Source organism: Psychrobacter sp. S1-30-MNA-CIBAN-0213 (assembly GCF_040309845.1).
GTDB lineage: Bacteria > Pseudomonadota > Gammaproteobacteria > Pseudomonadales > Moraxellaceae > Psychrobacter.
This window is the reverse complement of sequence record NZ_JBEOPE010000077.1, coordinates 1-269: the sequence shown is the minus strand read 5'-3', so window position 1 is coordinate 269 and position 269 is coordinate 1. Positions and strand designations below refer to the sequence as shown.

At 69.1% G+C, this 269-nt stretch carries 1 pseudogene; it reads right to left on the bottom strand.

Annotation, left to right across the window (positions count from 1 at the left end):
• Positions 1–236: pseudogene (locus tag AAEY87_RS14020) on the bottom strand (N-acyl-D-glutamate deacylase); the annotation flags it as partial.
• Positions 237–269 lie beyond the last annotated feature (33 nt).

The following is a 269-nucleotide window of genomic DNA, read 5'->3' as shown; positions in this document are numbered from 1 at the left end:
ACCTTCGGCTCGACGTCGGGATCGGTCAGCACGAATGCGTCATCGTGCGTGTGACTGTCGATGAAACCCGGCGCGACGACGAGGCCGCCCGCATCGAGCGTGTGCGAGGCCGTCGCGCCGCCCAGATCGCCGATCGCGGCGATGCGCTCGCCCGTTACGCCGAGATCGGCCTCGAAGCGTGCGGCCCCGGTGCCGTCGATCAGCTCGCCGCGACGCAGGATCACGTCGAAATGCATGGTGGTTCCTCCAGAATCCGCGCGGAGCCGGGC